The 24,858-nt window shown below is 61.2% G+C and carries 25 protein-coding genes; 3 read left to right on the top strand and 22 right to left on the bottom strand.

The window, feature by feature from the left end; translation table 11 throughout:
* Position 1 precedes the first annotated feature (1 nt).
* Genes GOB83_RS05165 through def form a run of 3 tightly spaced genes read right to left on the bottom strand, consistent with a single transcriptional unit; the run spans position 2 to position 1,721 of the window.
* Entirely contained in the window at positions 2-514 is a 513-nt protein-coding gene (locus tag GOB83_RS05165) for a MarR family winged helix-turn-helix transcriptional regulator (RefSeq protein ID WP_165925491.1), read from the bottom strand.
* 14 nt (positions 515-528) lie between these two features.
* The gene (locus GOB83_RS05160; protein ID WP_165925418.1) at positions 529-1,194 is read right to left on the bottom strand and encodes a ubiquinone biosynthesis protein COQ9; all 666 of its coding nucleotides are present in this window, start codon (positions 1,192-1,194) and stop codon (positions 529-531) included.
* Positions 1,191-1,721, bottom strand: coding sequence for a peptide deformylase (def, locus tag GOB83_RS05155; RefSeq protein ID WP_165925417.1), 531 nt, complete (start codon positions 1,719-1,721; stop codon positions 1,191-1,193). The genes GOB83_RS05160 and def overlap by 4 nt, the downstream gene beginning before the upstream one ends.
* A 215-nt stretch (positions 1,722-1,936) precedes the next feature.
* On the opposite strand from def, the gene rpsU reads away from it, so the two are divergent.
* Complete coding sequence (rpsU, locus tag GOB83_RS05150) at positions 1,937-2,140, top strand: 30S ribosomal protein S21 (RefSeq protein WP_003623949.1); 204 nt, start codon at positions 1,937-1,939, stop codon at positions 2,138-2,140.
* A 160-nt stretch (positions 2,141-2,300) separates the two neighbouring features.
* Here rpsU and leuB read toward each other — a convergent pair whose 3' ends face one another.
* The 15 genes from leuB to ubiA all read right to left on the bottom strand — a co-directional run bounded on the left by leuB (position 2,301) and on the right by ubiA (position 16,971).
* Positions 2,301-3,425: a 3-isopropylmalate dehydrogenase gene (leuB, locus tag GOB83_RS05145; RefSeq protein WP_086645477.1), complete on the bottom strand. Its 1,125-nt coding sequence runs from the start codon at positions 3,423-3,425 to the stop codon at positions 2,301-2,303.
* A gap of 23 nt (positions 3,426-3,448) precedes the next feature.
* Positions 3,449-4,072: a 3-isopropylmalate dehydratase small subunit gene (leuD, locus tag GOB83_RS05140; RefSeq protein ID WP_165925416.1), complete on the bottom strand. Its 624-nt coding sequence runs from the start codon at positions 4,070-4,072 to the stop codon at positions 3,449-3,451.
* Complete coding sequence (gene leuC, locus GOB83_RS05135; protein ID WP_086645676.1) at positions 4,072-5,475, bottom strand: 3-isopropylmalate dehydratase large subunit; 1,404 nt, start codon at positions 5,473-5,475, stop codon at positions 4,072-4,074. Before leuC ends, leuD begins: the two co-directional genes overlap by 1 nt.
* A 147-nt stretch (positions 5,476-5,622) precedes the next feature.
* Entirely contained in the window at positions 5,623-6,009 is a 387-nt protein-coding gene (gene rplS, locus GOB83_RS05130) for a 50S ribosomal protein L19 (RefSeq protein ID WP_086645479.1), read from the bottom strand.
* Positions 6,006-6,773: a tRNA (guanosine(37)-N1)-methyltransferase TrmD gene (trmD, locus tag GOB83_RS05125; RefSeq protein ID WP_086645480.1), complete on the bottom strand. Its 768-nt coding sequence runs from the start codon at positions 6,771-6,773 to the stop codon at positions 6,006-6,008. Before trmD ends, rplS begins: the two co-directional genes overlap by 4 nt.
* The gene (rimM, locus tag GOB83_RS05120) at positions 6,770-7,309 is read right to left on the bottom strand and encodes a ribosome maturation factor RimM (RefSeq protein ID WP_086645481.1); all 540 of its coding nucleotides are present in this window, start codon (positions 7,307-7,309) and stop codon (positions 6,770-6,772) included. The genes trmD and rimM overlap by 4 nt, the downstream gene beginning before the upstream one ends.
* 17 nt (positions 7,310-7,326) lie before the next feature.
* Positions 7,327-7,677: a 30S ribosomal protein S16 gene (gene rpsP / locus GOB83_RS05115; protein WP_048852797.1), complete on the bottom strand. Its 351-nt coding sequence runs from the start codon at positions 7,675-7,677 to the stop codon at positions 7,327-7,329.
* Between the two features lie 58 nt (positions 7,678-7,735).
* Positions 7,736-9,136 (bottom strand): signal recognition particle protein, encoded by a 1,401-nt coding sequence (gene ffh / locus GOB83_RS05110; protein WP_165925415.1) that lies wholly within the window; start codon positions 9,134-9,136, stop codon positions 7,736-7,738.
* Between the two features lie 116 nt (positions 9,137-9,252).
* Positions 9,253-9,771, bottom strand: coding sequence for a Spy/CpxP family protein refolding chaperone (locus GOB83_RS05105; protein ID WP_095349385.1), 519 nt, complete (start codon positions 9,769-9,771; stop codon positions 9,253-9,255).
* Positions 9,772-9,892: 121 nt separating this feature from the next.
* Positions 9,893-10,645 (bottom strand): ATP12 family protein, encoded by a 753-nt coding sequence (locus GOB83_RS05100; RefSeq protein WP_165925414.1) that lies wholly within the window; start codon positions 10,643-10,645, stop codon positions 9,893-9,895.
* Positions 10,642-12,792 carry an AsmA family protein gene (locus tag GOB83_RS05095; protein WP_165925490.1) on the bottom strand — a complete coding sequence of 717 codons (2,151 nt, stop codon included), beginning with the start codon at positions 12,790-12,792 and terminating at the stop codon, positions 10,642-10,644. The genes GOB83_RS05100 and GOB83_RS05095 overlap by 4 nt, the downstream gene beginning before the upstream one ends.
* A 35-nt stretch (positions 12,793-12,827) precedes the next feature.
* A complete protein-coding gene (locus GOB83_RS05090; protein WP_086645486.1) occupies positions 12,828-13,811 on the bottom strand; it encodes an RluA family pseudouridine synthase in 984 nt (327 codons plus the stop codon).
* Between the two features lie 10 nt (positions 13,812-13,821).
* Complete coding sequence (locus tag GOB83_RS05085; protein WP_095349382.1) at positions 13,822-15,171, bottom strand: replication-associated recombination protein A; 1,350 nt, start codon at positions 15,169-15,171, stop codon at positions 13,822-13,824.
* 144 nt (positions 15,172-15,315) lie between these two features.
* Positions 15,316-15,981 (bottom strand): LolA family protein, encoded by a 666-nt coding sequence (locus GOB83_RS05080; protein WP_165925413.1) that lies wholly within the window; start codon positions 15,979-15,981, stop codon positions 15,316-15,318.
* Positions 15,982-16,053: 72 nt separating this feature from the next.
* On the bottom strand, positions 16,054-16,971 hold the full coding sequence (gene ubiA / locus GOB83_RS05075; protein WP_095349380.1) for a 4-hydroxybenzoate octaprenyltransferase: 918 nt from the start codon (positions 16,969-16,971) through the stop codon (positions 16,054-16,056).
* Between the two features lie 177 nt (positions 16,972-17,148).
* On the opposite strand from ubiA, the gene GOB83_RS05070 reads away from it, so the two are divergent.
* Complete coding sequence (locus tag GOB83_RS05070; RefSeq protein ID WP_165925412.1) at positions 17,149-17,913, top strand: 16S rRNA (uracil(1498)-N(3))-methyltransferase; 765 nt, start codon at positions 17,149-17,151, stop codon at positions 17,911-17,913.
* A gap of 60 nt (positions 17,914-17,973) precedes the next feature.
* Complete coding sequence (locus GOB83_RS05065; protein WP_165925411.1) at positions 17,974-19,404, top strand: glutamate--cysteine ligase; 1,431 nt, start codon at positions 17,974-17,976, stop codon at positions 19,402-19,404.
* Here GOB83_RS05065 and GOB83_RS05060 read toward each other — a convergent pair whose 3' ends face one another.
* The 4 genes from GOB83_RS05060 to GOB83_RS05045 all read right to left on the bottom strand — a co-directional run bounded on the left by GOB83_RS05060 (position 19,405) and on the right by GOB83_RS05045 (position 24,858).
* Entirely contained in the window at positions 19,405-20,496 is a 1,092-nt protein-coding gene (locus tag GOB83_RS05060) for a glycosyltransferase (protein WP_165925410.1), read from the bottom strand.
* Positions 20,497-20,533: 37 nt separating this feature from the next.
* A complete protein-coding gene (locus GOB83_RS05055) occupies positions 20,534-21,925 on the bottom strand; it encodes an MFS transporter (RefSeq protein WP_095349377.1) in 1,392 nt (463 codons plus the stop codon).
* Between the two features lie 109 nt (positions 21,926-22,034).
* Positions 22,035-23,450 (bottom strand): ribosome biogenesis GTPase Der, encoded by a 1,416-nt coding sequence (gene der, locus GOB83_RS05050; RefSeq protein WP_086645679.1) that lies wholly within the window; start codon positions 23,448-23,450, stop codon positions 22,035-22,037.
* A gap of 13 nt (positions 23,451-23,463) precedes the next feature.
* Complete coding sequence (locus GOB83_RS05045; protein WP_086645492.1) at positions 23,464-24,858, bottom strand: outer membrane protein assembly factor BamB family protein; 1,395 nt, start codon at positions 24,856-24,858, stop codon at positions 23,464-23,466.

Raw genomic sequence — 24,858 nt, 5'->3', positions numbered from 1 at the left:
GTTAACGCCCTTCCCTTCGCCCTGCGCTCTCTTCGCTCAGCAAGGCACGACTATGCTCGGACAGCATACCATTGATAACACGGCGGAAACCTTCCACCGCAGCGCCCCCGGCCTCGCGGTAGGCGGCAACCAGCCTTTGCCGGATAACGGCAAACAGACGGGCCTCAGCAGCTTTGCCAGTCGGGCTTAAAAACAGCAGTTTCTGCCGCCTGTCCTGCCGCCCGACTTTGCTTTGCAGGTATGCCCGCGCATCCAGCTCGTGCAGTGTGCGGCCAAGGCTTTGCTTGGTCACACCCAGAATGTCCTGCAACCGGCTAACAGGAATACCCGGACTAAACGCCAGCACCTGCAGCACACGGTAATGCGCGCGACCCAGCCCATCCTCCTCCAGCACGGGGGCCACAGCCTCGGCCATGTCCCGCGCGGCCAAAAACATGAGAGTCTGTGCCAGTCTTAAACTTTCTTCACGCAAAAAGAGCAGGTCTGAGCCTGCGCGCTCATGGGGAGGTGGCATGACCATGCGTGTGTTTACCCTGCGGCTGGTGCCGGGGTGCCTGCCTGTACGCCAAAGCGGGCCTTAAAGCGGCCTATGCGCAGCACATCGGCCAGACGCCTGTCTACAAACGCTTCGAATGCTGCTTCATCCTGCCCACGGCTCAGCCAGAACAGAAAGACCGAGGCATACAGCCCGCCCAGAGTCAGCCGTTTGCTCACATAGGTCAGGCCTGTCGCATCGTCCTGCGCAGCCTGCCATATGGCATTAACCGTGCGCAGCCATGCGCGGCGGAAAGCCTTTTGCCCCCCGCAGGATAAAAAGACACGCATCCCCCGCAGGGCAGCCGTGCGGCGCTGCTCATCGGGCGGCAGACGTAGCAGAATAGCCTGACGCACCCGCTGGCTCAGCCGGGGTTCCTGCGTGTCCTGCATGGCGTCCACCATGGCGCGGTCACACAGGTCGGACCAAGCTTCCACCATTTCCACCACCCCTGCGGGAAAAAGCAGGTCTGCATCGGCCCCTGCCACGGATCTGAGTGTGGCCATGCTCCACCCGCGCTCCCCGGCAACGGATGCCAGCTTGCGCAAGGCGGCATCCCGGTCCGCATCCCGCTCCATGGGGGCGGGCATAACGCCCGCAGCCAGTGTTGCCACCGCCAAAGACAAGGCCTGTTCCATTTTTCCCGGCAGCATGCTCATGCCTGTATCCCATACCGTGTGATTTCCGCCTCAAAACCAAAGCGGGCCATATCCTTCATACGCATGGGATAGAGGATTCCGTCCAGATGATCCATTTCATGCTGCATGACATTGGCGCAAAAGCCCGAGGCTATGCCCTCCACCCGCGCGCCGTGCTCGTCCCAACCACTATAGCGCACACGGCGGTAACGCGGCACCTCCCCCCTGAAGCCGGGAATGGACAGGCATCCTTCAAGCCGCGGCATCATATCCGGCCCATCCGGTTCGATAACCGGGTTAATCAGGGCCTGTACCGGGCGTGGCGGGTCATCCTCCCCTTCGCTGCGCGTTGGGGGTACCGAATACAGGAACAGCCGGAGCGGTACATGCACCTGCGGTGCCGCCAGACCCACACCGCCACTTTCGGTCATGGTTTCTCGCATATTCTGCAGCAGTTCCCTGATCTGGGGAGCACTGATATCTTCCACCTCAACCGCGCGTTGCAGCAGAACCGGGTGGCCCATACGGGCAATAGCAAGAACCGACATGCTTTTTGTTGTCCTGTTTTTTTGCACATCCACAATAAAACACACGGAAGTGCGGGTCTGATACGCAAGAACGAATTGTATCTTGTCTTAAGGCCGTGTTATAGAGACCGCCAACAGTGGAATCGGCAGCCCGGAAGGGTAACGCAGATCTCCTTCCATAATGGCTTCCCAAAAACCGGTTTGCCGGATTTTTTTGAACAGGGGTTAGTGACCAAGTGCACGTTCTAGTCCGTGACAACAATGTCGATCAGGCTCTTAAAGCGCTCAAGAAAAAAATGCAGCGCGAAGGCATCTTCCGTGAAATGAAACTGCGTCGGCACTTTGAAAAGCCGTCCGAACGCAAAGCGCGTGAAGCGGCAGAAGCCGTACGTCGCGCACGCAAAATGGAACGGAAGCGTCTGGAACGCGAAGGCTTCTAAGCCAGCCTCCTCCTGTTTTGCAGGCATTAAAGGTCGGTTGCCCCCACGGGCTCCGGCCTTTTTGTTTGCCCGGATGCAAGCCAGAGCCTGCTTGAAGCTACAAACAAAAAAGCCGCCCACAATACTGTGGGCGGCTTTTTTGTGAGCGTATGCTCCAGCTTTAGCTGTTCTGGAGCTTGTCCAGTTCGCGCACAATGGCTTCGCCCATAACGGACGTACCAACGCGGGCCATGCCTTCGGCCATAATATCCGCCGTACGCAGACCACTGGCCAGAACGTTGGAAACCGCCTGCTCGATCATATCTGCTTCGGTCTGGAGGTTGAGCGAATACCGCAGCAGCATGGCAAACGAGAGAATCTGGGCAATCGGGTTGGCAATACCCTGCCCTGCAATGTCAGGCGCGCTACCATGGATGGGCTCATACAGCGCCGGGCGACGACCATCGGCCTGTTCCGCCCCCAGCGTGGCAGATGGCAGCATGCCAAGGCTACCTGTCAGCATGGAGGCGAGGTCGGACAGAATATCGCCAAACAGGTTGCCGGTTACCAGCACGTCAAACTGACGCGGGTTGCGCACCAGCTGCATGGCGCAATTGTCGGCCAGCATGTGCGACAGCGTCACATCGGGGAACTCGCGGGCGTGCACATCGGTCACGACCTCTTTCCACAGCAGGCCGCTTTCCATCACGTTGCATTTTTCCACCGAGCACACGCGGTTATCGCGCTTGCGGGCCAGATCGAACGCAACGCGTGCCACGCGCTGGATTTCCGATGTGGTGTAAACCTCGGTGTTAATGCCGCGCTTGGAGCCATCGGGCAGGGTTTCGATCCCGCGCGGGTCACCAAAATAAATGCCGCCCACTGTTTCACGCACGATCATGATATCCAGACCACGCACGACATCGGGCTTGAGCGTACTGCTATCGACCAGCGCATCAAACACCTTGGCGGGACGCAGGTTGGCAAACAGCCCCAGTTCCTGCCGCAACTTGAGAATGGCCACTTCCGGCCGCTTGTCAAAGCTGACATGCCCCCATTTGGGGTCCCCCACCGAGCCGAACAGAACAGCATCGGCGGCCCAGGCCTTCTCGATCACCTCATCACGGATCGGCACGCCGTATTCCGCCAGAGAGGCACCACCCACAAGGTCTTCGGTCAGTTCAAATGTCAGGCCGCGCTTTTTTTCCAGCCATGCAATAATCCGGCCGACTTCGCGCACAACTTCGGGGCCGATCCCATCTCCGGGCAGGACAAGAAGTTTAACGGGCTGCTTGGGGTCTGTCATCGCGGTGCTCCGTAGGGATCTGTTCAGTCAAAATGAATGGTGGGCAGCCAGGATTTATCCCGGTCCTGCCGTTTTTCGTATGTTGTAATTGTTGCTTCGTGCTTGAGAGTCTGGCCGATGTCATCCAGCCCTTCGAGCAGGAGATGCTTGCGGAAGGCATCAATCTCGAACGGGACTTCTTCCCCATTGGGGCGAATAACAACCTGACGCGGCAGGTCCACCGTCAGGCGGGCATTGCTGCCCATCTGTGCGTCCCCCATCAGCTCATCACACACCTCACGCGGGAGGCGGATGGGCAGAATGCCGTTCTTGAAGCAGTTGTTGAAGAAAATATCGGCAAAAGAGGGCGCAATAACGCAGCGGATACCAAAATCCAGCAAAGCCCACGGCGCATGCTCGCGCGAGGAACCACAACCCAGATTGTCATACGTGATCAGGATTTCGGCTTTGCGCCAGGGCTGCTGATTGAGCACAAAATCCGGGTTTTCGGCACCATCGGGCAGGTAGCGCATGGCATCAAACGCGTGCTTGCCAAGGCCGGTACGCTGAGTGGTTTTCAAAAACCGCGCCGGAATAATCTTGTCCGTATCAATATTGGCCTGCGGCAGAGCCGCTGCAATGGCGGACAGCGTGACGAACTTTTCCATTATGCCAGTTCCCTCACATCAGTCAGGCAGCCCGTGACCGCAGCAGCAGCAGCCATGGCGGGAGAAAGCAGATGTGTGCGCCCACCCGGCCCCTGCCGCCCTTCAAAATTACGGTTGGAGGTGGATGCGCAACGCTGGCCGGGGGTCAGGCGGTCGGGGTTCATGCCAAGGCACATGGAGCACCCGGCCTCACGCCATTCAAAACCGGCATCCAGAAAAATACGGTCCAGACCTTCTTCCTCAGCCTGCCGTTTGACGTTGCCCGAACCGGGAACAATCATGGCGCGCACGCCCGGAGCAACCTTACGCCCGGCGGCAACCTGAGCAGCCATACGCAGGTCTTCAATCCGGCTGTTGGTGCATGAGCCAATAAAGACCACATCCACCGGGGTACCAGCAATTTTCTGCCCGGCTTCAAGGCCCATATAATCCAGCATGCGCTGCAACTGGGCTTTTACGGCCTCGTCGGTTTCCTGTGCCGGGTCGGGCACGGTATCGGTAATGGCCAGAACTGTTTCGGGGCTTGTGCCCCATGTCAGGGTCGGGCCAATGTCCTCAGCGCGCAGGGTTACTTCGCGGTCAAAATGCGCACCGTCGTCCGACGCAAGGGTTTTCCAGTAGGCAACGGCCTGCTCAAACCCTTCACCCTTGGGGGCAAACGGGCGGTTGCGCACGTACTCGAACGTGGTCTCATCCGGGGCAACAAGCCCTGCGCGGGCACCGGCCTCGATCGCCATGTTGCAGATGGTCATGCGGCCAGCCATGTCCAGCCCACGAATGGCGGACCCGGCAAATTCGATCACATGCCCCGTGCCACCGGCGGTGCCGATATGCCCGATAATGGCCAGCATGATGTCCTTGGCGGAAACACCCGCTCCGGGGGTCCCTTCCACATTGACACGCATGTTTTTGGCAGGGCGTTGCAGAATGGTCTGCGTGGCCATGACATGTTCAACTTCGGACGTGCCAATACCAAACGCCAGCGAGCCAAGTGCTCCATGCGTGGAGGTATGCGAATCACCGCACACAATGGTCATGCCCGGCAGGGAAATCCCCTGTTCCGGCCCAACCACATGCACAATCCCCTGATTGGCAGACAGAAGCGGAAAATAGGGAACGCCAAATTCCTTGACGTTGCGTTCGAGCGTTTCAATCTGGTTGCGGCTGTCCGCTTCCTCGATCGGCTGGCTCCGGTCGGATGTGGGCACGTTATGGTCCACAACAGCCACGGTTCTTTCCGGGTGGCGCAGCTTGCGCCCGGCCAGACGCAGGCCTTCGAACGCCTGCGGACTGGTCACCTCATGGACGAGGTGGCGGTCGATATAAAGAATGGAGGTGCCGTCCGGAAGGGTTTCCACGACATGATCATCCCAGATCTTGTCGAACAACGTACGCGCAGCCATGCGCATCCTCCTTACCTTTATATCCGTGTGAACAGCCTTGAATGAGCGCTGCACACACCCTGTTTTATCACAAAGACCCGACTGGCCACAGGCCAGTCGGGTTCACACAAGCCATGTCTGGCGTCGTGCCCAAAAGCCTTGTGGCTTTTAGCCTGCTGCTGCCGGAGCAACAACTTCACGCGGGCGTTCTGCAATACGTGCAGACTTGCCGCTACGGCCACGCAGGTAATACAGCTTTGCGCGACGCACCTTACCACGACGCACGACCTTGATTTCGGCCACAGTCGGAGCATACAGCGGGAACACACGTTCCACGCCTTCACCGTTGGAGATCTTGCGCACGGTGAAGTTGCTGTTCAGGCCCTTGTTGGAACGGGCGATCACAACGCCTTCAAACGCCTGAAGACGAACGCGCTCGCCTTCCTTGACCTGCACGGAAACACGCACGGTGTCACCGGCATCAAATACGGGCACTGCGCGCGCAGCGGTCAGACGTTCAATTTCGGCAGCTTCGTACTGCTGGATAATGTTCATGTCGGTATCCTTCTCAAACCCCTAAGGTCTGCCTGTGCGGCCCCGCCCACAGCTGCAGTCCTGTTTTCATTCTTGCGAGCCAGCCAGGCAGACCACAGATCCGGCCTTCTTTCCCGCGTTGTCTCTTCAGCCTTAGCCTGCCGCCACTGCGCTATTGCAGCATGGTTACCCGAAAGCAGAACCTCGGGTACCTCATGCCCATCCCATACAGCCGGGCGGGTATAATGTGGGTATTCGAGCAGCCCGTCGGAAAAACTTTCCTCCACACCGCTCTGTTCACTCCCCATTACACCGGGGAGCAGACGAACACACGCATCCAGCAGAACCAGAGCTGCAGTTTCCCCACCCGAGAGAACATAATCCCCGATGGAAACCTGCTCGACACCCCTTGCCTGCAAAAAGCGCTCGTCCACCCCTTCAAACCGGCCACACAGCAGCATAACGCCTGGACCTGCCGCGTAACGCCGTACATCCGCCTGTGTAAGCGGACGCCCCCGTGGCGTAAGATACACACACGGAATATTGGCGTCAGCCTGCGTTGCGGCAAGTGCCGCATCGGCCACGTCCGGGCGGATAACCATGCCTGCGCCACCACCAAACGGCGTATCATCAACAGCACGATGGCGACCAAGACCATGCTCACGCAGGTCTTCGGTACGGCAGGACCACACCCCGTTCTCCAGCGCACGCCCTGCAAGGGACTGCCCCAAAGGCCCCGGAAACATTTCCGGGAAGAGTGTTACAACGGTGGCCTGCCAGCTCATGCTGGCGCCCCCGCCTGCCGCTTGCCAACACCACGCCCTTCTTCCCCCGAAACTTCGTCGGGACGAACAATGGTTATGGTACGCTCATCCAGCTTGACCTCAGGCACACAGGCCTTGGTAAAGGGAACAAGCGAGCCATCACCCAGTTCAAGGCTGGCACCGGCACCGTAATCGTGAACCATGAGGACGCGCCCCAGAGAAAGACCTTTTTCAAACGCTTCCATGCCGATCAGGTCAGCATGGTAGAATTCTTCTTCCTCTGGCTCCGGCAGGCAGGAGCGCGGCACATACAGGCGGGTATTCACCAGCGCCTGTGCCGCAGTCCGATCCGCCAGTGGCTTGCCATCTGCGTCTTTAAGCTCGGCAACGCTATCCGCACCGCACCAGCGCAAGGACCATTTACGCCCCTGCGCATCCTGCAGAACCGCATAATCCTCCAGCGTTGCGGCATCCGCCGCATAGGAATGCACGCGCACAAGGCCGCGCACTCCATGCGGTTTACCCACAACACCAACAAGGATCAGGTCAGGCTGCATAGCTGGCTCGGCTTAGCTCAGGCTGCGGCTTCTGCTGCTTTGGCGGCAGCGGCTGCACGTTCCTGTGCCTTCTTCTTCGGAGCAGACTGCTTGGGCTGCTCGTTAAAGCTCGGCTTGGCGATCAGGCCGGCGTTACCCAGGAAGCGGGCAACACGATCGGTCGGCTGCGCACCCTGGGAAAGCCAGTGCGTGATGCGTTCGTTTACCAGACGCACGCGTTCAGCGTGGTCGGAAGGCAGCATCGGGTTGTAGGCACCCACTTTTTCAATAAAGCGGCCATCACGCGGGCTGCGGCTGTCTGCCACAACGATGTGGTAGTAAGGACGCTTCTTGGCACCAGCGCGGGCAAGACGAATTTTAACACTCATTCGGAATACTCCAGACCGAAAAACAAAACCCGGAAAACTTAGGCAGAAACAGGCCGCATCAGCGGAAGGGAGAACCGCCAGGACCACCCGGCGGGCCTCCACCCATTCCCTTAGGCATGAGCGCAGACATTCCCTGGCGCATGAGACCTTTCACGCCCAGTTTGTTAAAACGCTTCATCATGGTGGACATCATGTCGAACTGCTTGAGCAGCTTGTTGACGTCCTGAACTGTTGTTCCAGACCCTGCGGCAATCCGTTTTTTGCGCGAGGCCTTGATAATCCCCGGCGCACGACGTTCGCCCCGGGTCATGGAACCGATAATGGCAAGGTGCTTTTTAAGGACGGACGTATCAAGGTCCTTGTCCCCCAGCGCTTCCTTGACCTTACCCATACCCGGCAACATTCCCAGAATACCGGAAATGGAACCAAGCTTGTTGATCTGGCGGATCTGGGATGCATAGTCATCCAGATCAAACTTGCCAGCCATCATGCGCTGGGCCAGACGCTCACCTTCCTCGTGGTCCAGCGTATCCGCTGCTTTTTCCACAAGACCGGCAATATCACCCAGGCCCAGAATACGGCCTGCCACACGCTCGGGATGGAACTCATCCAGCGCGTCCAGCTTTTCGCCCGAGCCTGTCAGCTTGATGGGCGCGCCGGTAATGGCCTTCATGGACAGGGCCGCACCACCGCGCGCATCACCATCCATACGGGTCATGACAACACCGGTCACACCCACGGCCTCGTTAAACGCCTTGGCGGTATTGACCGCGTCCTGCCCGGTCATGGCGTCCACAACCAGCAGCGTTTCCGCCGGGTGTGTTACGTCCCTGATCTGGCGGACTTCCTCCATCAGCGCTTCGTCAATGGACAGACGACCCGCCGTATCGAGGATAACGACGTCATACCCTTCCTTGCGCCCAACTTCGAGCGCGCGCTGGGCAATCCCAACTGGCGTCTGCCCCGCAATAATGGGCAGGGACGTTACACCAGCCTGCTGGGCAAGCTGGGCCAACTGCAACTGGGCGGCCGGGCGCTGCGTATCGAGCGAGGCCAGCAGCACTTTTTTACGCTCGCGCGCAGCAAGGCGCAGGGCCAGCTTGCCCGATGTGGTGGTTTTACCCGAACCCTGAAGCCCGACCATAAGCACCGGCACGGGTGGGGTGGCATTCAGGTTAAGGGGGGCAACACCTGCACCGCCGAGCGCGTCGATCAGCGCATCGTTAACAATTTTTGCAACGGCCTGACCGGGAGAAATGCTTTCCAGCACCTCCTGCCCAACCGCGCGTTCCTTAACCTTGTTAACAAAGTCCTTAACAACGGGCAGCGCGACGTCCGCATCCAGCATGGCCAGACGGACTTCGCGCATGGCCTCCATCACATCGGCTTCAGACAGCGCGCCACGTTTGGCGAGACCATCAAAAACCCCGGAAAGCTTGCCTGAAAGAGCTTCGAACAAGTGCAACACACCCCATAACGAGACGCGCCACTGCGCGAACACTCGCGGAGTGGCGGTCCTGATTTGTTGCAGGGCTTACGGTACGACCGGGCCCTGAGTCAAGGAACTTCTGGTTTTTACTTCTTCTGGTTATCGGAAGAAATCTGCTGGGCGGGATGCTGCAAGGCATTCAGCTGGCTCAGCAGGTCATGGATCTTGCGCTGCCGCTCACGCATCTGGGTCAGTTGCTCAGGCGTCAGCACGTCATGAATCCGGCTGGCGGTCTGGAGGTGCCGTGCCTCGCGCTCTGCACGCAGGGCTGCCATTTTCTGCTGTACCTGCGCAATCTGGTTCTGATCCAGCGGGCCGGGCACACTCAGCAGGTCCTGTATCTGCTCGTGCAGGTTTTCAAACTCTTCCTGCGTGTCCTGCGCCTGATCCTGATCATGCGCTTCCTTGAGGATGGTTGTGATCTGGTTGCGCTGCTTGCGGGTCAGGTCCAGCCCGTCCAGCGCATTACCGCCCGGACCGCCAAAGGTGGAGCCAACACCCATGCCACCACCCCAGCCACCCGGCCCCGCCGCATGCGCCGACAGACCAGAGAGAGAAAGCCCCGCGACCATTGCCGCAGCCAAGACACCGTTGCTGATCTTCATGACCTGAAATACTCCCCTGCAAAAACAGATGCCACTGTTTGACAGTGACCACAAAAACACCAAAACGCCCCGTGCGCAAACACCCCACACCCTGCCTTAGCGGAGCATGGGCAGCCAGCGCTCAGGCCTGATGCATTAACGCTTCAAACCGGGCGGCTGTTTCCAGCTCCATCTGCATACGGGCAATGCGGTCCGTAACTTCTGTATCCTGCCCCCAGACCGCCATCTGCTGACGCTCATCCACCGTAGCGCAGGCAACCAGCTCCTCCACCGGCGCGCCACCAAGCAAGGCCAGCCCCAGCACCAGACTCCCCAGTGCCGGAACGGCTACCCCCAGCACGGCAAGCTGCGCGTCTGTCATGCTCTCCATAACCGCACCAAGCGCCTGCAAGGCCTGATCGGACTGGCAGATAGGCATAACCCCGAGTGTGGTCCGGAAGGTTGCACCGTAGGTTTTATCAAGCCATGCCAGCCACGGGTCCCACAGGGTTGCCTGCTGTTGCGCCAGCTTGCCGCCCGCGCCGTCGCGGTAACAGATCAGGTCGCTGTTGGCATAAGCCAGAAGGCTTTGCACTACCCCGTCCCGCGCCTGCGGAATGCGCTCAAGCATGGAGCCTGCAATGCCGGTTAATGGCAGGTCATCGGGGGTAAAATACCCCTCTGCGGTTTGCCCGGCAGCCTGCCATTCGGCCACCAGTGCCTCGGCCAGCGCGCGGGATGGCACACACAAGACCGTTTTACCCGGTAGACGTACGCTGCGCCCGTCCAGATGAACAGCAAATCCCCCATCATGCGGGACAAGCTGGACCTGCTTCCAGAACCGTTTGCGCCCTGCCGGGGTACGCCCGGGCAGACCCGTTGCGTTCGCGCTCACCGGAACAGCCCCAGACCATGCAGCATGTTCATGATCTTTTCCTCCTTGCTGGCTTTTTTTGTCACCACGGTCGGGCTTGGACCATCGGCTCCTTCACGCGCAGTCGCCAGAAGTGGCGCGCAGGAGGTAGCCTCCTCCCCTTCCCCACCAATGGTAATGCCAACGCGCCCATCCTGCGCGGCAGCCATGCTCACCTGCGGGTTATTCCATGGCCCCGTGACACGCAGGGAGGACGACGCCGAAGCCCCACCCAGCAGCACCTGCGGTGCCAGCTCCATGTTGAGCTCATGCGTATCCAGAGTAACCGTTCCCTGCCCGCGCAGGTGCAAAAAGGCGCTTTCCAGCCCGACCTGATCAATATGGGCCACGCCGTTGGCAAACTGTGTATGCACGCCAAAACAGCGCACAGGCATCTGCCCCTTGACCGGCACCTGCGGCCCCAGCAAACGGCGTATCAGCCCGCCGCCCACGCTCCCGTCCACCACGGACGCACCCAGATGCCCTGCAAGGGAACTACTGCGCGCAGCCGCCGTATCACCCTGCGCAGAGAGCGCACCCACAAGCTGGACCGTGCCCTGCATGTCCGGCGCAACCTGCATCCATGCCTGTACAACCGCCAGAGGCAGGAAAACCGAGCGGGCGGAAGCCTCCACCTGTGGCTGCGGGCCAGACAGGTCATACACAAACCGGGCAACCTGCTGCTGGCCATTCCCCACGGCATGGATGGGGTCCAGCACCAGACGGGCATTGGCAAGTGCCACATGCGTTTGCACCTGCGACCAGGCAACACCCTGCCAGCTTACGGCCTGCACCTGCATATCCCCCGCCAGCGCAAGGTTGTGCATGACGTCCGCAACCGCGTGATTTTTGTATAAAAATGCCGTTTTGTCGGTTTCAACATGCCCGGTAACTGTCAGCCCAGTAGCATCCGGCCATTGCGTGCCAAACGCCAGATGCTCCAGCGTACCCTGCACATCCAGCGCGGAATGGGCAGCACTGAGCGCACCCTTGACCTGCACGGATGACTGCCCTTGCGTAAGCGCCAGATCCACGGGTGCAGGGGTTTGCTCCTGCATCTGCACAAGTTGCGCCAGAGTGCCTGCGGACCCGTTAAGACCCACAGGCTGGCTACCCAGTTGCCCTTCTACATGCAGGCTGAGCGGGTCTGCGGGTGTGGGCGCATCCACCACAGCACGGACAAGTGCTGCCTGTGGCAGCCAGCGCCCCAGATCCACACGTCCCATGCGAATATGCAGGCTCTGGACCTGCGGGGCATCACCACTCCCCGCCACGCTCAGATCCACCGAGAGGTTTTGCCCATCAGGCAGATTGGCATGAGGGAAAAAGGTATTCAGGTCCTGTAACTGCCCGACAGAGCCGCCCATATGCAGGTTATACACACGCTCGGCCTGCGGTGCGTTGATCACGCCATCCACATGCGCAAGGCCTATGGAATGCCCGCCATTGTTCAAACTCAGGCGGAGTTGCAGGGGCAGTTGCGCACCAAGGGGCCAGAACGGGCCTGTCTGCCCGGTCAGGCTGAAGCTGGCGGAGCCCTTCTGGCCCTGTATGTCCAGATCGGGGGCCGTGCCATCCAGCCCACGCAACGTGGCCTTGCGCAGGCCAAACGTGCCCGAATAATGGGTAAGGGCGTCATCCCACACCACATCTGCCTGCACGATATTCAGGTCCGATGCGCTGACATTCCAGTGCATCCGCACCGCAGGTGCAGGGCCCGCAGCCTGCTCCGTGGCGGCTGGTGGGGTCAGCAACCAGTCCGCCCGGCCATCGCTCAGGCGGCGCAGGGTGATTTTGGGGGCAATAATGCTCACATCTCGGAACGCAATGCGGTGGGAAAACAGCGGCGTGATGGAGAGCCGTGCCCGCACTTGCTTGACCGCCAGCACGTCCGGGCCACCATCCTCCACGCCGGAAAGGCGCACATTCTGCGCCTCCACCCAAGGGAAGGGCAGCACCCACACATGCAGCGTGCCAATGCTCAGGTGCCGCCCCGTGCCCTGTTCCACCGCATCACTCAGCCGGGTTTTCAGCCATGTGGCATCCTGCGTTGCGGAAAAAATTGTCCCGCCACCCGCGACCACAGCCACAACACCCGCAAGCAGGCCAATTTTCCACTTAAACCGCATTGTCACGTTTTCTCCCGCGCGAGGTCGGTTGCCGCTCAGCCGCCCTTGCGCGCAGGGGGCGGCGTTGTTCCGGGTGTAAAGCCAAGAGCACGGAAGGTCTCACGCATATGCGCGGGGAGTTCAGCGCTTACAACAAGGCGGCCACCTGCGGGGTGGGGCATGTCCAGCTCCCGCGCATGCAGGTGCAACTGGTCCGTAAAGCCGGAGGGGTGCGCTGTGGCCCCACCATATTTGGGATCACCCAGAATGGGGGTGCCAAGGGATTCGCAATGCACGCGCAACTGGTGCGTGCGCCCCGTAAGGGGGGAAAGCCCAAGCCATGAGAACTTGCGGGCTGCCGAATCCAGCACTTCGTACACAGTACGGGCGGACTGGGCATCCTCATCCTTACGGTCGGCGGCAACGGTAATGGCCCCCGGCCCGGCACCCAGACGGGCAAGCGGCTGGTCGATCTCGCCAGAGAGCGGGTCTGGCCTGCCCACAACAACAGCCCAGTAAGTCTTTTTAACGTCCCGCCCACGGAAGGAGGCCGCAAGTTTGGCAGCCACGCCGGGGGTTCTGGCCAGCAGCAGCAGGCCCGATGTATCGCGGTCAATCCGGTGGACCAGCCTCGGGCGCGGGTCATCGGGGTTTTCGCGCAGGCCATCGAGCATCATGTCCACATGGCGGGTAATGCCCGGACCACCCTGCACGGCCAGGCCGGAGGGTTTGTTCAGCACAATCAGGTGCTTGTCCTGATAAACGACCATACGCTGGATTTCGCGCACCAGCTTGTCGTCCAGCGGGCGCGGCACATCACGTGCGGGCTTGGCAGCCATGGGAATGGGCGGCACGCGCACGCTCTGCCCCGGCTCGAGCCGGGTGGAAGCCTCCACCCTTTTGCCCTCAACGCGAATCTGGCCTGTGCGGCACAGTTTTTGCAGCGCGCCCTGGGTCAGATGCGGGTAATGGCGACGGAAATAACGGTCGAGGCGGATACCGGCCTCGTCCTCGCTCACGGTAAGATTGACAACACTCATGCGCTGATATTCACGACTGGCGCCGTTCCCGCAAGCGGGACCATGTTTCCAGCCTGTGTTTGACCTCCCGTTCGTAGCCTCTACCCGTTGGATTATAAAAGGTCTGGCGGCGCATACCATCGGGGAAATAATTCTGCCCCGAAAAACCTTCCTCCGCGTCGTGGTCGTATTCATACCCCTTGCCGTAGCCAATATCCTGCATCAGCCGCGTGGGCGCGTTCAGGATATGCGCGGGCGGGATAAGGCTGCCAGTGGCCTTGGCGGCGCGACGTGCAGCCCCATACGCCTTGTAGGCCGCGTTGGATTTGGGGGCTGTCGCCAGATGCACCACAAGCTGTGCCAGAGCCAGCTCACCCTCGGGCGAGCCAAGCCGCTCATATGTCTCCCACGCAGCCACGGCCAGAGGCAGGGCATTGGGGTCGGCCATGCCCACATCCTCGGTGGCAAAGCGGGTCAGGCGGCGGGCCAGATAACGCGGATCCTCGCCCCCTTCGAGCATACGCGCAAACCAGTACAGCGCGGCGTCGGGGTCCGAGCCACGGAGTGATTTGTGCAGGGCGGAAATAAGGTTGTAATGCTCCTCCCGGTCCCGGTCATACAGAATGGCTCTTTTGGCCAGCAACCGGGCCAGAGCCTGCGCATCCAGCGGTTTTGTGTTTTTCAGGCTTAAAACCTGCTCAACCATATTCAGCAGGTAGCGCCCATCCCCATCGGCCATGGCGCGCAGGGTGGCGCGCCCGTCCTCCGTAAGCGGCAGGGGGTGGCCTGTCTCCTCCTCCGCGCGGGCCAGCAGCGCTTCCAGTGCCGGGTCATCCAGCCGGTTAAGCACCATAACCTGACAGCGCGAGAGCAGGGCCGAGTTCAGGGCGAAGGAAGGGTTCTCGGTCGTGGCCCCTACCAGCACCACGGTTCCGTCCTCCACCACGGGCAGAAAGCCGTCCTGCTGCGCGCGGTTGAAGCGATGGATCTCGTCCACAAACAAAAGTGTGCCCACGCCCCCAGCCGCCAGCTTGCGCGCGGCGTCGAACGCTTTTTTCAGGTCCGCCACCCCGGAAAACACGGCCGAAATCTGCATGAACCGCAACCCCGCAGCCTGTGCCAGCAGGCGGGCTATGGTGGTTTTACCCACCCCCGGGCCACCCCACAGGATCAGGCTGGGCAGGGTGCCGCGCTCAAGCATGAGCGTAAGCGTGCCCTCCGGCCCCAGCAGGTGCCCCTGCCCCACCACATCGGCCAGACAGGCCGGGCGCAGGCGGTCCGCCAGTGGTTGGGTTGGAGCGGGCCTGCCCCCCGTGCGCGCCGGAGCGGCATCGGCACCCGGCGTGGGGGAGGCCCCGCCAAACAGGTCTTCTCCCGTCATGGTGCTGCGTGCCGTGTGGTCATGGCGTTCATACCTTCAGTCTCAAAATCTGTCCTGTGCGCCGTATATATCGCCATGCGCGGCCTGTTTTTCCAGTAGCTGCACAAACCGGGCCGTGCTGGGCCGGCCCCGTCGGGGACGATATTATTCTTCCGGCTGGGCGGGCAGGTCGAACGTACTGGCCGGAATATCCGCACCCGGATGCACGTCAAACAGGGTCACGCGGGTCTCATGCCCCTGTGCATCCAGCACACTCCATGAGCGCAGGGCCAGCGGGGTTTCATAAAACACCAGTGTCAGGCTGCCATCTCCGGGCGAGGCCGTGCGCACCAGCTTGACCGCAAGCAGCCCGGCCTCGTGGCGGAAGGCGGTCAATGTAACCCCGTCAGACAGGCTGACATGCTGGGCCAGCAGAAGCCCAAGCGGGGTCCGGTCCATGGGTATGACCGTTGTCTGGTCCAGCTGGCTGTCGCGGAACACGACCTTGCCCTGATTGGCAACCAGCAGCAAAGGGGATGGCGGGTCGTAGGCCAGACGCATCTGGCCGGGGCGCTTCATCCACACCGTGCCGGTTGTGCGTTTGCCCTCCGCATCTATCTGCTGGATGCGAGCCTTGAAGGTGAGCGCATGGTTAAGCTCCTGCTCAATCCGGGCAACCCATACCTTGTCCGCAGCACTCAGGCGTGCGGGCTGCACGGTGCTGGCGGCTGCGGTATCTGCACTACCTTCGGCATCCTGCGCATGGGCAGCCCCCGCCAGCAGGAGCAGACCGGCACATAATGGCGCAACAGCACGAAAAACTCTTATCATGAACAGGGCATCTCACTTTGACTGCCAGCTATTACAGCCAGCCATTACCGCCAGCAAAAAACGCAGATACTCTCAAACCACCAGCAACCCGAGCGCCAGAGCCAGCGCAATGGTCAGCCCAATTTTGCGGTTGGCATAAAACTGCGCAAGGCACAAAGCCGGCCGGGCCGGGTTAACCGCTACAGCCTGCCGCCAGAACAGCACACCGGGCAGCAGCAGCGCGGGCCAGAACAGCCAGCCAGCACCGGCCAGCAGGCCAGCCCCCGCCAGCAGCACAAGGGTCAGCCCATAGCACACGCCAATAAACGCCCGTGCCCGCCCGGCCATAAGGCGCGAGGTGGATTTAACGCCAATCCGCGCATCATCCTCCATGTCCTGAAAGCCATAGATCGTATCAAACCCAAGCTGCCAGACAATCGTGGCAGCATAAAGGGCGGCCTGCGCCCATGCCAGCTGCCCCGCAGCCGCCGCATACCCCATGGGTGCGCCAAAGCCGAACGTAAACCCCATGACAAGCTGCGGCCACCATGTGAACCGCTTGGCCAGAGGGTAAAGCCCCACCAGCACAAGGGAGGACACCCCCAGCATCCATGAAAGGGGGTTAAGCTGCACCAGCACCCCAAGCCCCATAACCAGCAACAACGCCAGAAAGGCCGTGGCCTGCCGCATGCCCAGCGCGCCGGACGCCAGTGGCCGTCCCGCCGTACGCGCAACCTGGCGGTCAATATCGCGGTCCCACATGTCGTTTACAACACAGCCCGCCGCACGCATGACCAGACTGCCAATGCCAAACAGCACAATCAGCCTGACCCGTTCCATGGGGGCCACGCCCTGGGGGAGCAGAATGCCCCACACACCGGGCAGCCACAAAAGCCATGTTCCCACCGGCCGGTCCAGCCGGGCCAGCAGGGCATAAGCCTGCAGGGAGGGAGGGAGGCGGGCAATCCATCCCGTAACCCGGATGTCGGTATGGCTGGTGGAAGCAGACACGATTCTGATAAGGCCTCTGGTCAGGAACAACGGGCACCGTTTTGCGCCCTTCCCTATGCCACAAACTGGTGCGGACCATAACCTCCCCCCACCACCTCCTTTGCAAAACAGGGTATTTCGTGCGTAAACCGGGCCTGTTCCTCCCTCACCCGAGCAGATGCAGGATAAATGACCGGCATGAATGGCCTCTCCCGCCTCCCCCGCCTGTATATGGACCCCGCCCTTGTGCCCACGGCGCAGGAGGGCGCTCCCTGCCCGATTGCCCCCGAGCAGGCACGCTACCTTGGCACTGTCCTGCGCAAAAAGGCTGGGGAACAGGTGCGTGTGTTCCATGCAGGCATGGGGGAATGGCTGGCCAGCATAGCCGAAATCCGCAAGGACCGGGGCAGCCTGACCCTTGAGCGCCAGCTACGCGCCCCACAGCCCTGCCCGCCCCTGCGGCTGGCCTTTGCCCTGCTCAAGCGCGATGCCACCGATCTGGTCCTGCGCATGGGCACCGAACTGGGCGTGACGGAATTTCTGCCACTTGTCACCGAACGCACCAACACCCACCGCATCAACCCCGAGCGCCTGCACGCCATAGCCGTGGAAGCCGCCGAACAATGCGAAAGGCTGGACATACCGGCCATAGCGCAGGTGCAGACCCTGCCCGCCTTGCTGGGGAGCTGGCCGCAGCAGACAAGCCTGTTTGCCGCAATAGAACGGCTGGACGAGCGCGAGAGCACACCCCACCCCACCCCGCGACTGGTGCAGGAGGGAGATGGACTCCTGATCGGGCCGGAAGGCGGGTTGAGCGATGGTGAGTGCCAGACCCTGCTCAAGCGCCCTTTTGTTGCCCCAATTTCCCTTGGTTCACTGGTGCTGCGGGCCGATACTGCGGTGGTGGCGGGGCTTGCGCTGCTGGGCAATGGCTTGCGCTCTGCCCCTGTTTCATCACAATAAGGCAATTGCTCCTGTCTTGCCGTGCGACCGCAAGGCTGTTTTTGGGATACAGAAAACCTCATGTCCAACCCCGGTGCTTCCGACACAACGCCCATCCATTCCATTGCGCAGTTGGCCGAACTGCTTGCGCAGGGCTGCAAACCGCGTGATGCGTGGCGCATAGGCACCGAGCATGAAAAATTCGGCTTTGTGCGCCCAGAAGCCACCGTGGGCGCAGACGCACCCCAGGCTGGCAACACAGCCTACGCAACACCCCCCTATGCCCCACAGGGCATAGAAACCCTGCTGCGGAACCTCCACAAATCCGAACCCGATGACTGGACCTCCGTGCTGGATGACGGACGCATTATCGGGCTCAAAGGTCAGGGGGAGGCTGCGGGGGCTGCCATATCGCTCGAACCGGCCGGGCAGTTCGAACTTTCCGGCGCGCCCTTGCGCACCCTGCATGACACGGCGGAAGAACTGAGCAACCATTTTGACGCCGTGCGCCCGCTGGCACGCAAGCTGGGGCTGGGCTTTGCGCCGCTGGGCTTCCACCCCACCGCAACCCGTGCTGACCAGCCATGGATGCCCAAAACACGCTACGGCATCATGCGCGACTACATGCCCAAGGTCGGCACCATGGGGCTGGACATGATGCAGCGCACCTGCACCGTGCAGGTTAATCTGGACTTCGGCTCCGAGCAGGACATGGTGCGCAAGATGCAGGTTTCCATGGCGCTGCAACCCGTAGCCACGGCCCTGTTCGCCAACTCTCCCTTTGTGGAGGGCAAGCCCAACAACTTCCTTTCCAACCGTGCACGGGTCTGGACCGATACGGACAATGCCCGCTCGGGCATGCCTGCCTGTGTGTTTGAAAAAGACTTTGGCTTTGAACGCTATGTGGACTGGGCGCTGGACGTGCCCATGTACTTCATCATGCGTGAGGGCCGGATGCACAACGTGGCTGGCCGCTCCTTCCGCGCATGGCTGAATGGTGAACGGCAGGATGGGCTGGAAGGCTTTACCCCCACACTGGGTGATTTTGAAGACCACCTGACAACCGCCTTCCCCGATGTGCGGCTCAAACAGTTTCTGGAAATGCGCGGGGCCGATGCCGGATCGCCCGAAATGATGATGGCCCTGCCCGCCCTGTGGACCGGCCTGCTGTATGATGACTCCGCACTGGAAGCCGCATGGGAACTGGTGCGCGCCCGCCCGTGGGAAGACTACGTGAAGCTACGTGAACTGGTACCCATGATGGGGCTGGACACCCCTTGGGGTGAAGGCACAGTGCGTGACCTTGCCGCCCATATGCTCTCCATTTCCATGGATGGCCTGCAAAACCGGGATATGGTGGACGAACAGAGCCAGACGAGCGAATGGGTCTATCTGGCCCCGCTCACAGCCCTTGCCGCAGGTGCCCCCACACAGGCCGAACACTGGCTGGAACGCTATTACGGCCCGTGGATGGGTGATGCCTCGCGCATTTTCCTTGAAAGCGAAATCTGATTACAAAACAGACAAAAGGCGTTGTTCCAGCCGGGCAGACTGGACCGACGCCCTAAGCTGCTCCCGCGCCACCCTGCGCGCCGCCTGCCCCATGCCAGTGCGTACACCCGCCTGAAGAACATGGGCCAGTGCCTGCGCCAGTGCCTGCGCATCCCCCGCTGGCACCACCAGCCCCCCTCCATCAAGCAGTGTTGTCTCCAGCCCGGCCTCGCTGGAGGCCACAACCGGCACGCCATACATCATGGCTTCAGCCGCCACACTAGGCAGGCCCTCCCGGTCTCCGCCTGTGGCCCGCACACTGGGCACGACCAGTGCTACCGCGTGTTCAAGCTGCTGGCGGAGCTGCCCGGCACTTAACCAGCCAGCAAAACAGACATGCTCAAGCCCTGCGGCATACTGCTCCATGGCCGCGCGCATTGGCCCGTCGCCCGCCAGCACCACAGGGGGCGTTAACCCCTGCCCAGCCAGAATACGCAGGGCATCCAGCAGAACAGGCAGTCCTTTTTTTTCCACAAACCGTCCGGCAAAAACCAAACGGTCAAACGGCCCCCGAGCGGGTGCCACATCCTCGGTGCCAATGTTCAGCACCTCAAGCTTGTGGGCAGGCACACCGCGCTCCAATAGTCTGTCCCGTACCCCGTCGGACACGCACACAAACATGGCGCTGTAATCCAGCAGACTTTGCCACCGGCGCTGAAAAACAGGGGGCGGAAAGCGGTTTGCGTAATGCTTGTCCTTAAAGGCATCGCCTCCGTGGAATGTCACAACCAGTGGCAGGCCCAGTTGCCGGGCAATGGGCAGAGCCAACGCGCCCCCCCGCCCAAACTGGGCATGGACCACCACAGGGGCCAGATCAGCCACGGCACGACCTGCCCCCCACCCCAGTTGTTTAAACGCCAGCCGCCGCAGCCCCCCTAACACACGGCCTTCGCCAAGAATGCGCAAGGTGGTGGCCATATCCGCCGGAGGGTTATCTCGGTGGCAACCAACCCAGTAAGGCCGCAACTGGCTGAAGGCCATGTACTGCCTGCGCATGAAGGCATGCTCGGATGCGGGCAGAAGCCGATCCCTGTACACAAGACATGTTCTCATGCTGCCATCCCCTGAGCTGTTGCCACGCAATAGGGCATTATGCAGAGCGCCCGCCCAGCAGGCGGCTGGCACTCAGCAGTGCAGCAAACAAAGCCACACACCCCGCAGCCAGCAGGCATTCACGGTTGGCAGCATCTGCCCAGAGGGTAAAAAAGGCAGCAACCCCCATAGCCCCAACCGTCTGCCCAGCCTGACGGGCCACCTGCACCATGCCGCTGGCACCCCCGGCCCTGTGCAGGGGGGCAGCAACCATCATCGCCCGGTTGTTGGGGGGCTGAAAACACCCAAACCCCCACCCGGCAAGGGCCGTGCGCCAAGCGATGTCCCACAATGCAGGGTGGGCAGGCAGTTGCCAGAGCAGGAAAAACCCCGAAGCCGTAAGCCCCAGCCCGATGGAAGATAGAACCCCGGCCGAAATACGGTCCGCCACCCGGCGAATAACCGGGGCCGAGAGCATAATACCAATAGGCCACGGAGTAATGAGCAGCCCGGTCTGGGCGGAGCTAAGGCCCAGCGCGTCATGCAGGGTAAAGGGCATGGAAACGATATAAAAATTGGACGCGATAAAACCGCAGAACCCGGTGGTAAACGCCACGGCAAAATCGGGGCGGCGCAAAAGGTCAACCGGCAGGATCGGCTGTGCCAGCCCGACCTCACGCCGCACCAACCACACGCCAGCCATAAGCCCACATAACAGCAGCAGCAAAGAGCCAACCCAGCCCTGCGCATGGGCCAGACCATCGCCCCCCATAATGCAGGCCCCAAAGGCCACAACGCACAGCAGGCTGCCGGTCATGTCGGGCATATGGGGCGCGCGTGGCGTGTTGGGCAGGGCGTAAAACGCCATACCCAGAGCCGCAGCCCCCAAAGGCAGGTTGATCCAGAACAGCCACGGCCAGGATGCAAAGGTAAGAATACCCGCAGCAGCTGTAGGCCCTAACGCCACCCCAAGAGCTACCACCAGCCCGTTAAGGGCCATGCCGCGCCCGATTTCTGCCGAAGGGTAAATAAAGCGCACCAGAGCGATGTTCACGCTCATGATGCAAGCCCCCCCTATGCCCTGCAACACCCGCGCACCGGCCAGTACCGGCAGGCTGGTTGCCATGGCGCACAGGAGTGAAGCCACCATAAAGAGCAGAATGCCCGCCCGGCACAGCCGCGCAAACCCCACCCGGCTACCAAGGGCAGCCAGCGGCAGCAGGGAAACCAGACTGGCCATCTGGTAGGCATTGACGATCCAGATGGAGGAGGAAGAAGACGCCCTGAGGTCTCGCGCAATGTCTGGCAGGGCCACATTGGCAATGGCGTAGTCGAGCAGCGCCAGAAAAACCGAAAGAGAAACCGCCAGCATGGCCCAGTTTCTGGCCGAGCCATGCAAACCATCGGAGGGAGGTGGCTGGCGGGGCGTGGTCTGCTGGGGGGGCGTCATGCTGGTTCTGGCTCCTTACTGGGGGCAGCACACTGCCTGTGGCAGAGCTGTCAGCCCATGACAAAGCCGCAGCGGATACCCCTTTTGCGCGCAACCTGACCCGTTGGGGTCAGGTATTTGCGTACGGGTTTTTGGTACCACGCGTTTGCAGCCGAATGGGCACCCCCGGCAGGTCAAACGCTTCACGCAGGCCATTGACCAGATACCGCTTGTAATCATCGGGCATCTGCTCGGCTCGGGTGCCAAAAACGACAAAGGTTGGCGGGCGGGATTTAACCTGCGTCATGTAACGCAGTTTAAGCCGCCTGCCATCCACCAGCGGAGGCTGGTGGCGTTCAAGCATTTCCTCAAACCAGCGGTTGAGCGCACCTGTGGGAACGCGGGCGTTCCAGACGGTCCAGGCTTCACGCACGGCGGGGAGCAGCTTGTGCACTGCCGAACCGGTCAGGGCAGAAAAGGTTACAACCGGCACGCCACGCATCTGGGCCAGAGAAATGCTCAGCCGGTCCAGAATAGCCTTGCGTGTGGCCGTACGGTCTTCCACCGCGTCCCACTTGTTCAGTGCGAGCACACAGGCCCGTCCTTCCCGCTCGATCAGGCGGGCAATCTGGAGGTCCTGCTCATGCACACCAAGGGTCGCATCCAGCACCAGCACGGCCACTTCCGCCATTTTCAGGGCTTCAATGGAGGCCGAGACAGACATTTTTTCCAAGGCTTCATCAATACGGGCCTTTTTACGCAGGCCTGCTGTATCAACAATCTCGAACGTGTCATCCCCGTCATGCAGGGTTACGGCAATGGAATCACGCGTAAGGCCCGGTTCGGGGCCGGTGATCATGCGCTCTTCACCCAGCAGGGTGTTCAGCAGCGTGGACTTGCCCGCATTAGGCCGCCCGACAATGGCAACCTTGAGCGGCCCCTTGGGGCGAATCTCCTCTTCATCCTCTTCCGACAGGTCGGGTTCGGGGGCCCATTCGTCCTCTTCATCCTCCACCTTGTCAGCAGGCAGGCGCTCGGCAATTTCCCACATCAGGTCGGTCACGCCTTCGCCGTGCTCGGCGGACAGGCCCAGCGGGTCGCCCAGCCCCAGTGCGTAAGCTTCCAGCGCAGCGGCTGTGCCCTGCCGCCCTTCCGCCTTGTTGGCGATCAGCAGCACGGGCCGGTTCTGGCGGCGGATCCACTGGGCAAAATGCTCGTCAGCAGGGGTAATGCCTGCGCGTGCATCTATGCAGAACAGAATAAGGTCCGCTTCCTGCACCGCACTTTCGGACGAGGCGCGCATGCGGCCAAACAGTGTATCTGGCGCGGCTTCTTCCAGCCCGGCGGTATCAATCAGGCGTATGTGGCGACCGCGGACAAGGGCAACCCCTTCCTTGCGGTCACGGGTTACACCGGGGGTATCGGCCACCAGTGCCTGCCTGCGCCCCACAAGGCGGTTGAACAGGGTGGATTTGCCCACATTGGGGCGTCCGGCAATAACAACAACCGGCAGGTCCCCCGTCGGTATCGGCGGGAGGGGGCGCATGGACTTGCGACGTTCAACCATAGGAGATCAGGTTTCCGTCATTAGTTACGATAAGCATTTGATTGTCCACAACAATAGGAGGCACGAAGGAGATGGCCTCCATGGCATCGATAGAGATAATTGCGCCGGTTACCGGGTTAATACGGATCATGCCGTTTTCTGGCAGGGTGCTCAGGCACACAAGCTGGCCACCCGCCATAATGGGGCCAAACCATGTGACAATGTCCTTGCTTTCCTTGATCTTGCGGAAGCGGCGGAGCTGGGTGATCCAGCGCACATGGCCCGAAAGCCGGTCAATACAGGCGATCTGCTGGTCGAGGGAGACAACATACAGCCATTCCCCCACGCACAGAATGCTGTTCTGGCTGGCAACGGAACGCTCCCACACACGGCGGCCGGTGCGGATATCCACCGCAGCCAGCACCTGCGCCATGCTGATCGCATACACAACGCTGCCCACAATAACCGGCAGGCCACGCACGCAGTTCAGGTTGAGTGTGCTGGCCTGTGAGCCAACATTGCCGAGCATTTCGCTCCACACGACCTCACCACTTTCGGCGCGGAAGGCAATCAGGTCGCCTCCGCCAAAGCCTGCCACCACAACGCCATTGGCGTAGGCAGGAGCGGCCTGACCAAACACCGTGGTTTCGGCCGCCGTGGCAGCATATGTCCAGACCTGATGGCCGGTCGCGGCATCGAGCGCAAAAAAGCGCTCATCAATCGTGCCAAAATAAACCCGGCCTTCGGCAATGGTCGGGGCGGAACGACCGGGCGTTCCAACATCGGTCCGCCACTTGACCTTGCCTGTTGCGGCATAAACGGCAACAGCCTGCGAAATGCCATCCACAATATACAGCACGTCCCCATCAACCCCGATGCCACCACCAGTGTTGCTCGAACGCGACTGCTTGGGGCGCGGGTTAAAAGTCCACACATGCCGCATGGCAGGCCATGTAAAGGCACGGATAACGCCTTGCGCATCCATAATAAACAAACGGCCGTTATGGATAACCGGCGGGCAGGACAGCATACCCCGCCCCAGCGAGCCAAGGGCTGCCCATGCCATAAAGTCCGGCTCGGAAATACCCGCACCAACGCTATGCTTCCAGCGGCGCTTAAGCCCGCCCCACGCGTAGTTACTGCCCGTATGCTCCGGCACGCGGCCACTGATCGGCCACTCGGAAACCGTAACAGGTGCAGGCAGCGTAATGGCTGTCCGGTCTTCCTTATCCACCATCAGCCCTGCACCTGATGACAGGACATCCGTACGGTGCCCGGCCAGCAGGGGTTTTTTATCGTCGTCATCACCACAAGCGGCCAGTGTGGGGGCAAGGGCTGCCCCGGCCAGCAGGCTCCTGCGGGTAAGGCCGGAGCGGGCTGCGCCGCCCGTATATGTTTTGCTGCTCAT

This window comes from Acetobacter fabarum, from assembly GCF_011516925.1.
Taxonomy (GTDB): domain Bacteria; phylum Pseudomonadota; class Alphaproteobacteria; order Acetobacterales; family Acetobacteraceae; genus Acetobacter; species Acetobacter fabarum.
The sequence above is the reverse complement of the archived record's forward strand: the minus strand, read 5'-3'. Positions and strand labels throughout refer to the sequence as shown.

Excerpts from the sequence above, each read along its gene's own strand:
- GOB83_RS05165 (WP_165925491.1), bottom strand. The coding sequence starts at position 514 with ATGCCACCTCCCCATGAGCGCGCAGGCTCAGACCTGCTCTTTTTGCGT.
- GOB83_RS05160 (WP_165925418.1), bottom strand. The coding sequence starts at position 1,194 with ATGAGCATGCTGCCGGGAAAAATGGAACAGGCCTTGTCTTTGGCGGTG.
- def (WP_165925417.1), bottom strand. The coding sequence starts at position 1,721 with ATGTCGGTTCTTGCTATTGCCCGTATGGGCCACCCGGTTCTGCTGCAA.
- leuB (WP_086645477.1), bottom strand. The coding sequence starts at position 3,425 with ATGACAGACCCCAAGCAGCCCGTTAAACTTCTTGTCCTGCCCGGAGAT.
- leuD (WP_165925416.1), bottom strand. The coding sequence starts at position 4,072 with ATGGAAAAGTTCGTCACGCTGTCCGCCATTGCAGCGGCTCTGCCGCAG.
- leuC (WP_086645676.1), bottom strand. The coding sequence starts at position 5,475 with ATGGCTGCGCGTACGTTGTTCGACAAGATCTGGGATGATCATGTCGTG.
- rplS (WP_086645479.1), bottom strand. The coding sequence starts at position 6,009 with ATGAACATTATCCAGCAGTACGAAGCTGCCGAAATTGAACGTCTGACC.
- trmD (WP_086645480.1), bottom strand. The coding sequence starts at position 6,773 with ATGAGCTGGCAGGCCACCGTTGTAACACTCTTCCCGGAAATGTTTCCG.
- rimM (WP_086645481.1), bottom strand. The coding sequence starts at position 7,309 with ATGCAGCCTGACCTGATCCTTGTTGGTGTTGTGGGTAAACCGCATGGA.
- rpsP (WP_048852797.1), bottom strand. The coding sequence starts at position 7,677 with ATGAGTGTTAAAATTCGTCTTGCCCGCGCTGGTGCCAAGAAGCGTCCT.
- GOB83_RS05105 (WP_095349385.1), bottom strand. The coding sequence starts at position 9,771 with ATGAAGATCAGCAACGGTGTCTTGGCTGCGGCAATGGTCGCGGGGCTT.
- GOB83_RS05095 (WP_165925490.1), bottom strand. The coding sequence starts at position 12,792 with ATGCGGTTTAAGTGGAAAATTGGCCTGCTTGCGGGTGTTGTGGCTGTG.
- GOB83_RS05090 (WP_086645486.1), bottom strand. The coding sequence starts at position 13,811 with ATGAGTGTTGTCAATCTTACCGTGAGCGAGGACGAGGCCGGTATCCGC.
- GOB83_RS05085 (WP_095349382.1), bottom strand. The coding sequence starts at position 15,171 with ATGACGGGAGAAGACCTGTTTGGCGGGGCCTCCCCCACGCCGGGTGCC.
- GOB83_RS05080 (WP_165925413.1), bottom strand. The coding sequence starts at position 15,981 with ATGATAAGAGTTTTTCGTGCTGTTGCGCCATTATGTGCCGGTCTGCTC.
- GOB83_RS05070 (WP_165925412.1), top strand. The coding sequence starts at position 17,149 with ATGAATGGCCTCTCCCGCCTCCCCCGCCTGTATATGGACCCCGCCCTT.
- GOB83_RS05065 (WP_165925411.1), top strand. The coding sequence starts at position 17,974 with ATGTCCAACCCCGGTGCTTCCGACACAACGCCCATCCATTCCATTGCG.
- GOB83_RS05060 (WP_165925410.1), bottom strand. The coding sequence starts at position 20,496 with ATGAGAACATGTCTTGTGTACAGGGATCGGCTTCTGCCCGCATCCGAG.
- GOB83_RS05055 (WP_095349377.1), bottom strand. The coding sequence starts at position 21,925 with ATGACGCCCCCCCAGCAGACCACGCCCCGCCAGCCACCTCCCTCCGAT.
- der (WP_086645679.1), bottom strand. The coding sequence starts at position 23,450 with ATGCGCCCCCTCCCGCCGATACCGACGGGGGACCTGCCGGTTGTTGTT.
- GOB83_RS05045 (WP_086645492.1), bottom strand. The coding sequence starts at position 24,858 with ATGAGCAGCAAAACATATACGGGCGGCGCAGCCCGCTCCGGCCTTACC.